Genomic DNA, 14,454 nt, shown 5'->3' with positions numbered 1-14,454 from the left:
GTCATGCGCATCACCACCAACATGATCTACGACCGGAATATCTATTCCCTCAACAGCGCCAACGAGCGGTTGAATACTGCCTATCAACAACTGCAAACCGGCAATAAATTTCAGACAGCTGGAGAAGATCCTGCAGGGATGAGTCAGAAGATGGCACTGACCAAGGAGATTGACCTGTTCAAGCAGTACAGTGTCAATGGCAGCTTGCTGGAAAACAGCCTGGGGCATGAAGAGACGGTATTGGATTCTCTTAATACGGCGATGCTCAGTGCCCAGACCCTGATCCAGAAGTCAAATAACGGCTCTATCAGTGACGATGATCGCAAGGCCATCGCCAGCGAGCTTGAAGGGTTGCAGCAGCAGATGTTCGACCTGATGAATAGCAAAAACTCATCGGGTGAATTTATATTTGGTGGCAATCAGAGCAAGACCCAGCCATATATAAAAGACGTCAACGGAAAATATATTTATCAGGGTGATCCAGGTCAGCGAAATATTCAGGTCTCACCCACAGTACAAATCGCTGCCAATGATTCCGGGCAGGATCTTTTTGAAATCGTGGCGACCAGAAGAACCGCCAGTGCAACCACCGCAAATATCAAGGTCGGGATAGGCGATCAGGGTAACTTTGATAATTTCTATAAGTCCAATTATAACTCGGCACTGCCCAGCAACACTTATACCGTCTCAACCACCATAGGTCCGCCTGATACCTATGATATCAAGGATGCCGGTGGTACTACCCTGCAAACGGGTAACTACACTGCTGGCACCAAGATCCCTTTCAATGGGTTGGAATTGACTGTCAGCTCGCCAGTGGGCAATACAGAGCAGTTTGATCTTAATCCACCTAAGAATGACAACATATTGAATGGTATGTCGGATTTTATTACGGCTCTGCGAGATCCGGCTATTTCTGCCGAGACCTTCGAGCAGAAAATAGCCGATGCCACCGTTCATATGAAAAATGCCCGCCTGAATATTGACCATGGGTTGGGTGAGTTGGGCGGCCGGATGAACAGTCTGGAACAGGCTATGGGCTCCAATGAGGGATTGAGTACCCTCAACGCCGAGGCGAGAGCCAAGGTGTCGGAAGCGGATCTCTATGAAGTGATTTCCGCTCTGTCAAAAGAGGATGCGGCATTGAGTGCTTCGCAACTCTCTTTCAGCAAAATAAGCCGTCTGACGCTATTTGACTATATTCGCTAATTAGAGAAGGGCCCCTTTTGGGCCTTTTCTTTTGTCCAGACTATGAAAATTGGTTCCGTGTCATCTCCTGCCAATTGTAACAAGCTGTTGCCGTTGCCCATTTAATGGGAGCTGCGGGGTTGACCTCCCTGCGGGATTGGATAATCATGCCGCCCGCACAACAGAGGGTTGTGCGAATTATTTGCAGCATCTCGTTAGGCGAGGCTCCTGTATAAACACAGGCCACTGATCTCACGACGTCCAGAGACGCCCAAGATCAGGACAGTTTTCATCGGATTAAGGTGTAAACCCAAGTGGCTTCCGGCATGCCGGATACGTTATACAGTGCTAAAGCTGGTACGTGGGGATGATGACACGCCGAACGGCGTCATTTCCTGCCTATTACTCGTCAATCAAATTGCTGTTTTCTTGTCGTTGCATCCGGCTATTTCCGGAGGCATTCAGGCTCGCCTGAAATCACATGAGGATATCTGTGATGAAGAAAACACATACCATTCTTAACCGTCACCAACTGCTCGATCTGGCCGCCCTGCAGGGTTGGCTGGAACATAATCTGGATCCGGTTCAGCGCGCCGATCAACTGCTGACCCTGCGTCCGGAAGAGCTCAACTGCATCTTTGATACCCTGCCAATTCCACAAGGTGCCGAACTGCTCGGCTCACTCTCGGCCGAGAGTGCCGGGCGCCTGTTGCAGCGGCTCCATGGCAGCATCGTCAGCGTGTTGCAGGAGGCCATTCCCCGCCGCGAGATGGTCGCCATCCTGCGCAAACTGAGTCGTCAGGATCGCACCATGTTGCTGGCTCGCTTCCCGACCCAGGCGCAGGCCATGTATTACTCCCTGCTGGATTGGCCCACCGAGTCGGTGGGGGCCAACATGCGCCACGAATATCTGGCGGTGCGGGAGGAGGACACGGTCGGTCACGCTAAACAGCTGATCCACGATGCCTGGGATAATGCCCAGCTGTTTCGCCATATCTATGTGGTCAACGGGGATGGTCGTCTGCAAGGAAGCCTCTCCCTCAAGACCTTGCTGATCGCCGACCCGCTGGCCAGTGTCGCGACCCTGATGGATCGGGAGACGGTGCGGATCAATGCCCGTGCGGATCAGGAGCTGGCAGCGCGCCTACTCATCGACCGCGACCTGTCGGTATTGCCGGTCGAGGATCAGGGGCGACTGGTCGGTATTTTCCACGTCGATGATGCGGCGGATATTCTGGAGCTCGAATCCACCGAGGATGCCGAGATGCAGGGTGGCTCCTCGCCACTCGATACTCCCTATCTGCAGGCGACCCCCTGGCAGCTGTGGCGCAAACGGGTGGGCTGGCTGCTTATCCTGTTTGTGGCGGAAGCTTACACCGGCACCGTGTTGCGGGCATTCGAGGAGCAGCTGGAAGCGGCGATTGCGCTGGCCTTCTTTATTCCGCTCCTGATCGGTACTGGCGGTAACAGCGGCACCCAGATCACCACCACCATAGTACGTGCCATGGCGGTCGGGGAGGTGAGCTTGCGCAATCTCGGCACAGTGCTGAAAAAGGAGCTCTCCACCGGTCTGCTCATCTCGGGGGCCATTGCCATGGCGGCCTGGGTGCGGGCATGGAGTCTTGGCGTCGGTCCCCAGATTGGCATGGTGGTGACCTTTACCATCATCGCTATCGTGCTCTGGAGTGCCACTGTCGCGTCCATTATTCCCATGGTGCTGCGCCGTTTCCGCATCGATCCGGCGGTGGTCTCTGCGCCATTCATCGCGACACTGGTGGATGGCACCGGCCTTATCATCTACTTCGAGATGGCCAAGTGGTTGTTGCCCGAGTTGCAGTAACGGGTAGATTGATATGCAAAAGGCAGCCTGTGGGCTGCCTTTTTTATTTATCTTTCCGGTTTAGCCGAGCTGGAACAGCAGTGGCCAGCCCTGCTCCTGACAGTAGCGGTGCTCCTTCTCCAGATTCTGCATCAGGAGACGGTTCTCTTCGCACCAGTCGATCGGCAGGGTCACGACCAGCTGATCCCCTTGTACCGCGACTTTCCACTCAGGCAGCAGGTCGTCCTGGCGCTTGTGATGAGCGGCGACCGCGAGGCGCAGGATGCGGATGCAGCGCAGCACCGTCTGCATGTCGTGGTTGGGCAGGGGCGGCAGCTCGGAGAGCTTGAGCCCCTTGCGCTGAAAGCGTACCAGCGCCGCCAGCAGGGCCTGATCGTCCTGGTTGAAGCCGGGCAGGTCGGTGTGTTGCAGGATATAGGCGGAGTGGCGGTGAATGCCGCTGTAGTTGATGGCAAGGCCAATCTCGTGCAGCCGCGCCGCCCAGCCTAGGATGGCGCGATAGGGCTCTATCTCCATCTGCCAGGGCTCTTGCAGGGCATCAAACAGCGTCAGCACGCTCTGCTCCACCCGGGCTGCCTGTTTTTTGTCCATCCGGTAGTGGGTACCGAGCGCCTGTGCGGTACGCTCGCGAATATCGTGGTGCTGCAAGCGCTCTTCGAACTCATACAGCAATCCTTCGCGCAGAGCACCATCGGAGTAGTCGAGCCGCTCGATGGGCAATGAGGTAAACAGGCCAAGCAGGATGGCGACCGCAGCGGCAAACACCTCCTGACGCTCCTCGGTAAGCCCGACCAGCTTGAGGTTCTCGACCCGCTTGTGTTCGATCATCAGCGCCTTGAGCCGCTCCAGCCCCTCCAGCGTAATACTGCCATCGGTCAGCCCTTCGCCCTGCAACACATCCCGAACCGTGCGGATTGACCCTGAGCTGCCAAGACAGCTCTGCCAGCCCAGCTTGCGGTACTGGTTGACGATGGGAGCGAGCTGGTGCTGCGCCTCCAGCACTGCATTGGTGAAGTGCTTGTCGCTCAGCTTGCCGCTGGCAAAGAAGCTCTGGGTAAAGCTGACACAGCCCATCTTGCGGCTGGTGAGGGCCTTGTGTTCAAACCCTTCACCAATGATGAGCTCGGTGCTGCCGCCGCCGATATCGATCACCAGTACCTGACCTTCGATATGCTGGGTATGGGCGACCCCCTGATAGATGAGCCGTGCTTCTTCCTGCCCGCTGATGATTTCGATGGGGTGGTTGAGCACCTTGGCCGCTTCGCTGACGAACTCGCGCGCGTTGCTGGCACGGCGCAGGGTATAGGTGCCGGCGATGCGGATCTGATCCGGTTTGATATTGGTGAGGCGCTCGGCAAACAGCGACAGACAGGCGAGGCCGCGTTCCATCGCCTCCGGGCTCATCCGCTTCTGCTCATCCATCCCTTCCGCCAGCCGCACCCGCTCCTTGATGCGATCGACGATGCGAAAACGCCCTTCGCTCAGATGGGCGATCACCATATGAAAACTGTTGGAGCCGAGATCTACGGCGGCATAGAGACTATTGTCCATTGTTTGACTCGATACGTTTGAGATAGTCGTAAATCGCCACCTGAGAGCGGATCTTGCGGCGGTTGCCCCGCTTCACATATTCGTTCTGCTGGTCGGCATCAATGACCCGCGCCTTGCAGGTATCACTCAGTTGTAGTTCGAGAATGTCCATGATGCGCTGCTTGAGGCGCTCATCATAAATGGGGGTGCCCACCTCAATACGGCCGTCGATATTGCGGCTCATCCAGTCGGCGCTTGAGATATAGAGCTGGGGGTTGCCCTTGTTGTGGAACACCATCACCCGCGGGTGCTCGAGGAAGCGGTCGATGATGCTGATCACCTTGATGTTGTCACTGAGGCCCGGTACGCCCGGGCGCAGGGCGCACATGCCACGGATGATCATCTTGATCGGCACCCCGGCCTGCCCGGCGGCATAGAGCCGGTTGATGAGATCCTTGTCCACCAGATTGTTGATCTTGAGGATGATACCGCTCGGCTGGCCCGCCTTGGCGATGGAGAGCTCGTTGTCGATGAGGCGATAGAGCTGACGGCGGCTGTTGATGGGGGAGACCAGCAGGTGGTTGAATTTGTAACGCTTATAGGGGTACTCGATGTATTCAAATACCCCTTCCACTTCGGCGGTGATATCCGGATTGCGGGTGAGCAGCGAGAAGTCGGTGTAGATCTTGGCGGTCTTCTCGTTGAAGTTGCCGGTACCGATATGGGCGTAGCGCACCGCCTCGCCATTTTCGTGGCGGGTGATGAGGCAGAGCTTGGAGTGGATCTTGAGGCTCGGCACCCCGAACACCACCTTGACCCCGGCATCGGTGAGAATATTGGCCCAGTCGATGTTGGCCGCTTCGTCGAAACGGGCGCGCAACTCGACCACCACGGTCACCTTTTTGCCGTTGTTGGCGGCATCGATGAGGGAGTGGATGATCCGCGACTTCTTGGCGACCCGGTAGATATTGATGCGAATGGCGCTCACCGCCGGATCGAACGCCGCCTGGCGTACCAACTCGGTGAAGTGGTGGAACTTGTGATACGGGTAGTAGAGCAGGATATCCTGCTTGGTAATCGCATCGAAGGCGTTGACGAAGCCGTCAAAATCGCGGCAATCCAGGGCCGGCAGCTTGGGGTTTTCCAGATAGTCACGGCCCACGTTGGGAAAGCCGATGAAATCCTTGAAGTTGTGATAGCGTCCGCCCGGCATGATGGCATCGTAGGAGCTGATCTGCAGCTTGAGCTTGAGGAAGCTTATCATGGCAGCGGGCATCTCCCGCTCGTAGACGAAGCGCACCGGCATGGCGGTGAGGCGCTGCTTCAAGCCGTCACTCATCTTGTCCACCAGGCTCAAGTCCAGCTGGTCGGAGAGATCGTATTCGGCATCCCGGGTCAGCTTCACCGCATAGGCGGCAATCTCGTCGTAGTCGAAGAAGCCCTTGAAGATCTCGTCGAGGCAGAAGCGGATGACGTTATCCAGAATGATGATCTGCTTCTTGCGGCGGGTCCCTTCCGGCGGCAGCTGGAAGAAGCGGGGCAGGTCGTCGGTCGGCACTTCCACCAGGGCGTACTGGATCACCTGACCGTTCTTCTTCATCTCGATGGCCAGATAGGTGTACTCATCCTTGAGGAATTTGACCGGATTGACCTCCTTGTTGAGCAGGATCGGGATGATGTGACGCAGCACCTTCTCCTTGAAGAAGACCCGCAGCCACTTCTGAATGGCATCGGAGAGCTGGTTCTCGTTGACCAGGAAGATGTTGTGGCGGGCCAGCGCAATCAGCAGCTCCTTGTAGGTGTTGTCGAACGCTTCACCGAGCGCCATCACTTTTTGCTGGATGGCGCGCAGCAGCACTTTCGCTTCATCGTCGCCACCATGTACTTCATTGATGAGGATGCGACGCTTGACGTCCGATACCCGTACCTTGAAGAACTCATCCTGGTTGGAGGAGAAGATCCCCAGAAAACGAACCCGCTCGATGAGGGGCACCGTCTTGTCCATTGCCTCTTGCAACACCCGTTCATTGAATGAGAGCCAGCTCAGCTCTTTCTCTTCATACTGCTTGTCGGTGCTCATCTTGTGCCTCTGTTTCAGGTCGCGTCTGCGCGGCAGTTATGGCGTTAATATATGACAAATAAATGACAGTATTGTTACTGCTCGCTGAACGCTTCGTCGATGTCGACCACCAGATCGTCGGAGAGGGATTCCAGCGCGGTGATAAGCGTATCCATCGCGAGCCCGTCGGGCAGGGCAACCAGCGCATGGGCATAGAAGAGCGGGGCGCCGGAGTGGGGAGCCGGTTCACAGCCGGTGGTGAGATCGGCCACGTTGATCTCGAGCTGGCGCAGGATGCTGGCTACTTCATGGACGATACCGGGGCGGTCGTTGCCGGTCACTGTCATCATGACTTGATGGGCTGGCTCGGCGGTAGGTGTCCCTTCGGCAAAGCTGATGGTCAGACCCGGTAGCAGGGCCAGTGCTTCGCACAGGCTGCGATAGTGCTCATCGGGGACAGAAACATGGAGGATACCGGCAAACTGGCCCGCCAGTTCGCTCATGGCGCTGCCCAGCCAGTTGCCCTGCTCGCGGCTGATGACAGCTGCCAGATTTTCGACGATCCCGGGTTTGTCTGCACCGATCACGGTGACCACCAATTGCTTTTGCATCCTGCTCTCCTTGAAATGGGATTTCTTGCTCTATCCCTATTGTGCCTGCTGGGGCTGGTCATATGAACCCCCGCCTGCTGACAAATAGATAAAAAGACGGGACTTTTCACTTTCTATACACGGGTCTGCTGCCTTGCCCCATGGCGGCTGTGGTAAAGTGATCCCCCTTTCGTGTTGTGAACTGGATCGTGCTCTCATGAATACCCTTGTCCTATCGGGATTGTTGTTGCTGGCGCTGCTTGTGCTGGCGATCTTCTGGAGCAGAGGCAGACAGCAAAAGCGCCTGCCCTATGATGTGCAGGAGACCCTGTTCAGTCCCGCCGAGCGCTCCTTCCTCGGGGTGCTGGATCTGGCGGTGGGTGACAAGGCCCGGGTCTTTGCCAAGGTGCGGGTGGCCGATGTGCTGACGCCGCAGGCCGGGATCGGCAAAAGCAAATGGCAGCAGTACTTCAACAAGATCAGCGCCAAGCATTTCGACTATCTGCTTTGCCACCCCGAGGATCTCTCCTTTATCTGCGCCATCGAACTCGATGACAGCTCCCATCGTCACCAGAAGCGCAAGGCGCGGGATCTCTTTCTGAAAACCGCCTGCGACAGCGCCGGTCTGCCGTTGCTGCAGATCCCGGCAAGTGCCAGCTATCTGGTGGAAGAGCTGCGCGAACAGATCCTGCCGCTGCTGGTCAAAACCAGCGAACCATTGATCGACGATTTGCCGCACGGGGCGCGCCGCGAGCCGACTTTCAACCCTCTGTTGCTGGACGGCGTGGATGTCGGTGCCGGGATGCGTGGCCGCACTCCCCATGCCGAGGCCATTTCGCCTGCGTCGCTCCACGAACCCGCCATCCAGGCCAAGGGGATGGTGGAGGCGCCACAGAGTGAGGGGGAGTTGGTCGATAGCCTGTTCGCCGATGTGGAAGATGATGAAGAGCACGAGGTACACCACTGCCCCCGTTGCGATGCGCCGCTGGTGGAGCGGGAGGCGAAAAAAGGCCCCCACGCCGGTCGGCTCTTTCTGGCTTGCAGCCGTTTTCCCGAGTGTCGTTACGCGGCGCCGCACCACCATAATCGCCACTGAGAGCGCTTCACTGTGTCCCATGCTGCCCTCTGACGAGGGCAGTTTTCTTTCCGCTTTTGGCTGCGTTTGTTAACGGCGCCAATGCAGAAAATTCCTCGGCAAAATTTATCTAATCTCCCGTTTCTGTCGATACACTTAGCCTGAATACGACAACTTTTGACAATGTGTCGGAATTTTGGCACTTTGTGTGCCTGCAAAAAGACAGTTGGTAGCTGTTTTATCATTAAATAAAACAATAAGTTAGTTCAGGACATCGCGAGGAATGGATATGGTGGAGATGGGCGTGTTGATTGTTGATGCCGATGCGCAGCGGCGCCAACAGTTGGGAACCGTGCTCTCGTTTATGGGGATCCCGTGGCAGGAGGTGGCACAAAGCGATCTGGATGTTGCCATCGAATCCTCCGGTCCGCTGCAAGGGGTGCTGGTGGGTGAGCTGACCGACCGTCCCTTGTCAGAGCTGTTGGCCGCCTTCCCCCGTACTCCCTTCCTCTCGCTGGTTGAGGCCGATCTGCCCAACAGCAACTTTATCGGGGTCGCGCTCTCGCCCTTTACCTATGAATCCCTCACCCGTCATCTGCACTTCTGTCAGGCGTTCGTCTCCTTGCATCCTCGTCAGCAGACCCATGACAAGGGTCAGGCCCTGCTGCGCTTGCTGGTGGGTAAAGGGAAGGGGATCCAGGAGGTACGCCGCCTCATCAGCCAGGTGGCCGAGACCGATGCCAACGTGCTGATCCTCGGCGAGTCGGGGACCGGTAAAGAGGTGGTGGCTCGCGCCATCCACGAACTCTCTTCCCGCAGCAGTGGCCCCTTCGTGCCCATCAACTGCGGCGCTATTCCGGCCGAATTGCTGGAGAGCGAACTGTTTGGCCATGAGAAGGGGGCGTTTACCGGCGCCATCGCAGCCCGTCGCGGTCGCTTCGAGCTGGCGCAGGGGGGCACCCTGTTCCTCGACGAGATCGGCGACATGCCGATGCCGATGCAGGTCAAACTGCTGCGGGTATTGCAGGAGCGGTTGTTCGACCGGGTCGGTGGCGGAAAGCCCATTCAGGCCGATGTGCGCATCATAGCGGCGACCCACCGGGATCTGGAGGCGATGATCCGCACTCAGGGTTTTCGTGAAGATCTCTACTACCGCCTCAACGTTTTCCCCATAGAGACGCCGCCGCTGCGGGATCGCATCGATGACATCCCGCTGCTGCTGCAGGAGCTGCTCAACCGCCATGCCGAGCAGCACCACGGTTTTATTCGGCTGACTCAGCGGGCGCTGGAGTCGTTGATGCAGTACCCCTGGCCCGGCAACGTGCGCGAGCTCTCTAACCTGCTGGAGCGACTGCTGATCCTCTACCCGCACCAGATCGTCGATGTGGCCGATCTGCCGAGCCGTTATCGCCTGCTGCCGAGCGAGCCGCGGGATGAGCGGCTGACCGAGATGGATGAACGGGATGCGCTGGCGGCGGTGTTTCAGGATCCGCCCGAGCTGGATCACTCCCTCGCCTCGGCCCGCACCATGCAGTTGCCGGAAGAGGGAGTCAACCTCAAAGAGATGCTGGCCGACCTTGAAGTGGAGCTGATCCGTCAGGCGCTGGAGTCTCAGGACGGGGTGGTGGCCCGCGCTGCCGATCTGCTCGGCATGCGCCGTACCACTCTGGTTGAGAAGATGAAAAAGTACGGGATGAGCAAGGACGTCTGAGGGTCAAAGCCTTGACGCTAATGCGCAATTCATTGTTTTAATTCATATATTTTAGTGGCATGGAAATTGAATAACCTGACCCAATAGCCAGTTTGAGGTCAGGTTTATGACAATCCAGCAGCAGGACATGCCACTCCAGTCCCACGAAGTGAGCCAGCTCTATGCCATCTTCAAGGCGCTCCCCACCGGGGTGTTGCTGCTTGACGGGGCAGGGGTGGTCACCCGCGCGAATCCGGCGGCCATCTCCCTGCTGGGGGAGCCGCTGGAAGGGGAGCTCTGGCGTCACATCATTGCCCGCTGCTTCGAACCGCGCGAGGATGATGGCCACGAGATCTCCTTGCGCGACGGGCGCCGGGTGCAGCTCTCGACCCAACCGCTGCCGGATCAGCCCGGCCAGCTGGTCTTTATCAATGACCTGACCGAAACCCGTAAACTGCAAGACCGCATCAACCACATGAAGCGGCTGTCGGCGCTGGGCAATATGGCGGCCTCGCTCGCCCACCAGATCCGCACGCCGCTCTCCGCTGCCATGCTCTATGCCGCCAATCTGGCCAACCGCACCCTCAAGCCGGAATCTCGCACTCAGTTTCAGCAAAAGCTGATGGCCCGTTTGCAGGATCTGGAGAAGCAGATCAACGACATCCTGCTGTTTGCCCGCAACGGTGACAATCAGGTGGTCACCCCCATCTCGGTACAAGGGCTGCTGGCCGAAGTGCAGGCCGGTGCCGAGGCCTTCTGCCAGCAACAGGGCTGCGAGCTGCACATGGAGGCGCCGGAGCCCGATCTCTGTCTGCTGGCCAACAGCAGCGCGTTGGCGGGAGCCATCAACAATCTGATTGCCAATGCCCAGCAGGCGGGGGCCACGTCACTCTTGGTCAGCGCGGTGCGCAGCGGTGCCCGGGTGGAGATGCGGGTCATCGATAATGGCAAGGGGATCCCTTCCCATCAGCTCGGTCAGGTATTCGAACCCTTCTTTACCACTCGCTCCCAAGGCACTGGTCTCGGACTGGCGGTGGTGCAATCTGTAGTGCGTGCCCATCAGGGGGAGGTCGGTGTGGCCTCGGTTCCCGGTGAAGGCACCTGCTTTACTCTGTCGTTCCCCCTGCACCAGCAACCGGTGCAGCTTGGAGGTGTAGCATGACACAGGCCAGGATCCTGGTAGTTGAAGATGACAATGGCCTGCGCGAAGCGCTGGTGGATACCCTTTTGCTCGGCGGTTATGAGTGCCGTGAAGCGGACAGCGGCGAGCGGGCTTTGCTGGCCCTCTCCCGTCAGCCGTTTGACATGGTGATCTCCGATATCCAGATGGGGGGAATGGACGGTCTCACCCTGTTGGCTACCATCCGCCAGCAATATCCGCAGATACCTGTGCTGCTGATGACCGCCTACGCCAACATCGATGGTGCGGTGCGCGCCATGCGGGAAGGGGCCATCGACTATCTGGCCAAGCCGTTCTCGCCGGAGGTGCTGCTTAATCAGGTCAGCCGCTATGTGCCCGCCCAGAAGGTAGAGAAGCGCGCCGTGGTCTACGGGGATCCTAAAACTGCCGAGCTGTTCCAGCTGGCGACCCGGGTGGCCAGAAGCGAAGCGACCGTGATGGTGACCGGCCCGAGCGGGACGGGGAAAGAGGTGCTGGCCCGTTACATTCATGACAACTCCAGCCGCGCCGAGCAGCCCTTCGTCGCCATCAACTGCGCCGCCATTCCGGAAAACATGCTGGAGGCTACCCTGTTTGGCTACGAGAAGGGCGCCTTCACCGGTGCGGTACAGGGGTGCCCGGGCAAGTTCGAACAAGCGCAGGGAGGCACCCTGCTGCTCGACGAGATCACCGAGATGGATCAGGGGCTGCAAGCCAAATTGCTGCGGGTACTGCAGGAGAAAGAGGTGGAGCGGCTCGGCAGTCGCAAGATGATCCCGCTGGATGTGCGGGTCATCGCCACCAGCAACCGGGATTTGAAAAAAGCGGTGCAGGATGGTCAGTTCCGCGAAGATCTCTACTATCGCCTCAACGTTTTTCCGCTGCGCTGGTCTGCCCTCTGCGAGCGGCCCGGGGATATTCTGCCGCTGGCGGAACATCTGCTGGCGCTTCATGCCAGTCAGCAGGGGTTGCCGACACCACAGTTGACGGACGCCTCGCGGGATCGACTGCTGGCCCACCCCTGGCCCGGCAATGTGCGGGAGCTGGACAACGTGGTACAGCGTGCCCTGATCCTCAGCCCCGACGGGGTCATTAATTGTGACCACCTTATTCTGGAAGAGCTGGACGAGCAGGAGATGGAGTTTGTCAGCGTGGAGCGCAGCTATGGCGGCGATCGCCTCGGCAGCGAACTCAAGCAGCAGGAGCACCAGATCATCCTCGACACCCTGCAAGATTGTAACGGCAGCCGCAAGGCGGTGGCCGACCGACTCGGCATCAGCCCGCGCACCCTGCGCTACAAGCTGGCCCAGATGCGGGAGGCGGGGATCGATCTGCCAGCCTGAGGCCGGGAGGGAAACCGCACTGTGTGGGGGCTGTCATGGTCTTGATGGCCCGGCTCGATTATCATGGGGCCCTTGGCGCTTTGAGCCTAGGCCCTGTTTTTATTGGTAAAGCAGAGGACCGAGCCTTAATAAGGGACCCCTATGATCTCTCATCGAAAACTCGAAACAGTACTGAACCATCTGCTCGAACCGCACGCCATCAAGGATTACTGCCCCAACGGCTTGCAAGTGGAGGGGCGCGAGCGCATTCGCAAGGTGGTGACCGGTGTCACCGCCAGTCAGACGCTCATCGACGCGGCGGTGGCTGCCGAGGCCGATGCCATTCTGGTCCATCACGGCTACTTCTGGAGCGGTGAACCGGCCCAGATCACCGGCATGAAGCAGCGTCGTCTCAAGACCCTGCTGACCCACGATATCAACCTGTTTGCCTACCATTTGCCGCTGGATGTCCATCCCGAGGTGGGTAACAACGCCCAGCTCGCCAAGCTGCTCGACATCAAGGTACGCCGCGGTCTGGAGCCGTGGAACAGCAAGAGCGTCGCCATGGTGGGCAAGCTGGAAGAGCCGATGAGCGGCGCCGACTTTGCCAAACTGATTGCCGAGCGCCTTGGCCGCGAACCACTCTATTGTGGCGATACCGGCCCCGAGCTTATCCGTTCCGTGGCCTGGTGCACCGGCGGCGGTCAGAGCTACATCAATCTGGCGGCGGAGCAGGGCATCGATGCCTTTATCTCCGGCGAAGCCTCCGAGCAGACCATTCACACCGCCCGCGAGATGGGGATGCACTTCTACGCCGCAGGCCATCACGCCACCGAGCGTTACGGCGTCAAGGCGCTGGGGGAGTGGCTGGCGACCGTGCATGGGTTGGATGTCACCTTTATCGATATCGACAATCCGGTCTAGGGTCGCTTGGCCGCGTAGCGGCGTCATCGGACCTGACCTAAGCCATCGTGTGGTCGGTAGAAATGACAAGGGAGGCCTAAGCCTCCCTTGTTGTATCCGACATGCAGTTGTTGGCGGTTACTCGCAGGCGTAACCAGCGGGGCCCAGCAGGGCGCCATCCAGGTGCACGGCGCCATCTACCATCTGCAGCCTGCCTTCGCAGAACCAGCGAACCACCAGCGGGTAGATGCTGTGCTCCTGCGCCTGCACCCGTGCTGCTACCTCGTCCGCAGTGTCCCCTTCAAAGATGGGTACGCGGGCCTGCAGGATCACCGGGCCCCCGTCCAGCTCTTCGGTCACGAAGTGGACGCTGGCGCCGTGTTCACTGTCACCGGCATCTATGGCGCGCTGGTGGGTGTGCAGGCCCTGATACTTGGGCAGCAGGGAGGGGTGGATATTGATCATCCTGCTGGCGAAATGGCGCACCAGATCGCCGCTCAATATCCGCATAAACCCGGCCAGCACCACCAGATCCGGCTGATAGTCTGCCATCAGCGCCAGCAGGGCGGCGTCATACTCCTCCCGGCTGGCAAACTGCTGCTGGGCCAGAATGGAGGTCGCCACCCCCGCTTCTTTGGCGCGAACCAGACCATAGGCATCGGCCTTGTTGCTGATGACGCCGACCACTTCACCGGCAATCTTGCCGCTGGCGCAGTGGTCGAGGATCGCCTGCAGGTTGCTGCCGCTGCCGGAGATTAGGACGAGGATCCGCATCATTTAATGACGACCTGCTCCTCACCGTCTGCTGCCTTGGCGATATGACCGATGTGCCATGCGTTCTCGCCTTCTGCCTTGAGCAGGGTCAGCGCCTTCTCCAGTTGGTTGGCGGGCAGGGCGATGATCATGCCGACGCCGCAGTTGAAGGTGCGATACATCTCGTGACGGGTGACGTTGCCAGCCTGCTGCAGCCAGCTGAACACCGCCGGCCACTGCCAGCTCTGCTCATCGATCACCGCTTGGGTGTTGGCGGGCAGGACACGGGGGATGTTCTCCCAGAAGCCACCGCCGGTGATGTGGGAGAGGGCGTGGATCTCGCAC

At 58.8% G+C, this 14,454-nt stretch carries 12 protein-coding genes and 1 riboswitch; of the genes, 7 read left to right on the top strand and 5 right to left on the bottom strand.

Going from position 1 to position 14,454, the window contains the following annotated elements; translation table 11 throughout:
• Positions 1-3: 3 nt before the first annotated feature.
• Positions 4-1,209: a flagellar hook-associated protein FlgL gene (gene flgL, locus AB5Y92_RS03740; protein WP_164537145.1), complete on the top strand. Its 1,206-nt coding sequence runs from the start codon at positions 4-6 to the stop codon at positions 1,207-1,209.
• A 183-nt stretch (positions 1,210-1,392) separates the two neighbouring features.
• Positions 1,393-1,562, top strand: a riboswitch (M-box (ykoK) riboswitch).
• A 122-nt stretch (positions 1,563-1,684) separates the two neighbouring features.
• Entirely contained in the window at positions 1,685-3,028 is a 1,344-nt protein-coding gene (gene mgtE, locus AB5Y92_RS03735) for a magnesium transporter (protein WP_058056049.1), read from the top strand.
• A gap of 60 nt (positions 3,029-3,088) precedes the next feature.
• Here mgtE and ppx read toward each other — a convergent pair whose 3' ends face one another.
• The 3 genes from ppx to AB5Y92_RS03720 all read right to left on the bottom strand — a co-directional run bounded on the left by ppx (position 3,089) and on the right by AB5Y92_RS03720 (position 7,228).
• Positions 3,089-4,579 carry an exopolyphosphatase gene (gene ppx, locus AB5Y92_RS03730; RefSeq protein WP_368225605.1) on the bottom strand — a complete coding sequence of 497 codons (1,491 nt, stop codon included), beginning with the start codon at positions 4,577-4,579 and terminating at the stop codon, positions 3,089-3,091.
• Positions 4,569-6,638, bottom strand: coding sequence for a polyphosphate kinase 1 (ppk1, locus tag AB5Y92_RS03725; protein WP_164537143.1), 2,070 nt, complete (start codon positions 6,636-6,638; stop codon positions 4,569-4,571). The genes ppx and ppk1 overlap by 11 nt, the downstream gene beginning before the upstream one ends.
• A gap of 74 nt (positions 6,639-6,712) precedes the next feature.
• A complete protein-coding gene (locus AB5Y92_RS03720) occupies positions 6,713-7,228 on the bottom strand; it encodes a glycine cleavage system protein R (RefSeq protein ID WP_115521054.1) in 516 nt (171 codons plus the stop codon).
• A gap of 196 nt (positions 7,229-7,424) precedes the next feature.
• On the opposite strand from AB5Y92_RS03720, the gene AB5Y92_RS03715 reads away from it, so the two are divergent.
• The 5 genes from AB5Y92_RS03715 to AB5Y92_RS03695 all read left to right on the top strand — a co-directional run bounded on the left by AB5Y92_RS03715 (position 7,425) and on the right by AB5Y92_RS03695 (position 13,377).
• Positions 7,425-8,303 carry a DUF2726 domain-containing protein gene (locus AB5Y92_RS03715; RefSeq protein ID WP_164537142.1) on the top strand — a complete coding sequence of 293 codons (879 nt, stop codon included), beginning with the start codon at positions 7,425-7,427 and terminating at the stop codon, positions 8,301-8,303.
• 268 nt (positions 8,304-8,571) lie between these two features.
• Positions 8,572-9,993 carry a sigma-54 dependent transcriptional regulator gene (locus tag AB5Y92_RS03710; RefSeq protein WP_005350678.1) on the top strand — a complete coding sequence of 474 codons (1,422 nt, stop codon included), beginning with the start codon at positions 8,572-8,574 and terminating at the stop codon, positions 9,991-9,993.
• 106 nt (positions 9,994-10,099) lie between these two features.
• Positions 10,100-11,134, top strand: a complete 1,035-nt coding sequence (locus AB5Y92_RS03705; protein ID WP_005334126.1) for a PAS domain-containing sensor histidine kinase — start codon at positions 10,100-10,102, stop codon at positions 11,132-11,134.
• The gene (locus AB5Y92_RS03700; RefSeq protein ID WP_368225602.1) at positions 11,131-12,474 is read left to right on the top strand and encodes a sigma-54-dependent transcriptional regulator; all 1,344 of its coding nucleotides are present in this window, start codon (positions 11,131-11,133) and stop codon (positions 12,472-12,474) included. Before AB5Y92_RS03705 ends, AB5Y92_RS03700 begins: the two co-directional genes overlap by 4 nt.
• A 141-nt stretch (positions 12,475-12,615) precedes the next feature.
• A complete protein-coding gene (locus tag AB5Y92_RS03695; protein WP_368225600.1) occupies positions 12,616-13,377 on the top strand; it encodes a Nif3-like dinuclear metal center hexameric protein in 762 nt (253 codons plus the stop codon).
• Between the two features lie 117 nt (positions 13,378-13,494).
• Here the strand turns inward: AB5Y92_RS03695 and purN are convergent, their stop codons facing one another.
• On the bottom strand, positions 13,495-14,133 hold the full coding sequence (gene purN, locus AB5Y92_RS03690; RefSeq protein WP_199415875.1) for a phosphoribosylglycinamide formyltransferase: 639 nt from the start codon (positions 14,131-14,133) through the stop codon (positions 13,495-13,497).
• On the bottom strand, positions 14,130-14,454 hold a 325-nt coding region (locus AB5Y92_RS03685), incomplete at its 5' end, for an AIR synthase-related protein (protein ID WP_368225597.1). The genes purN and AB5Y92_RS03685, both read right to left, overlap by 4 nt.

It is taken from the genome of Aeromonas sp. R1-1 (assembly GCF_040908495.1).
GTDB lineage: Bacteria > Pseudomonadota > Gammaproteobacteria > Enterobacterales > Aeromonadaceae > Aeromonas > Aeromonas veronii.
Note: the sequence above shows the minus strand (reverse complement) of the source record. Positions and strands in the feature narration are given on the sequence as shown.